We start from the raw sequence: 261 nt of genomic DNA, 5'->3' as shown, positions 1-261 counted from the left end.
GAGGAACGGCTGCGCGGTGCGCGTGAATGTCGGGAAGTTCGCGCTGGGGTTGACGTCGGCCACCTTGGTCCACGAGGAACCGTCGTTGGTGCTGCGGTGGATCGGGTAGACCTGCACGCCGCTCTGGAGCACCAGCTGGTCGAACGTCACGAGCTGCGTGCCGTTGTTCGATCCATTGTTCTTCAGGACGATGACCTTGGCGTACGTCGTGCCCGCGGGCGTGCCCCCTTCAGGGTTGAAGGACGATCCGGCCGCTGGCGA

The 261-nt window shown here is 65.1% G+C and carries 1 protein-coding gene; it reads right to left on the bottom strand.

All coding sequences use genetic code 11. The features are described 5' to 3' along the window. A partial coding sequence (locus tag R0J87_RS21755) for a hypothetical protein (RefSeq protein WP_498888908.1) occupies positions 1-261 on the bottom strand: 261 nt, incomplete at both ends.

It is taken from the genome of Halomonas sp. SIMBA_159, assembly GCF_046536035.1.
Classification (GTDB): Bacteria; Pseudomonadota; Gammaproteobacteria; order Pseudomonadales; family Halomonadaceae; genus Vreelandella; species Vreelandella venusta_A.
Note: the sequence above shows the minus strand (reverse complement) of the source record. Positions and strands in the feature narration are given on the sequence as shown.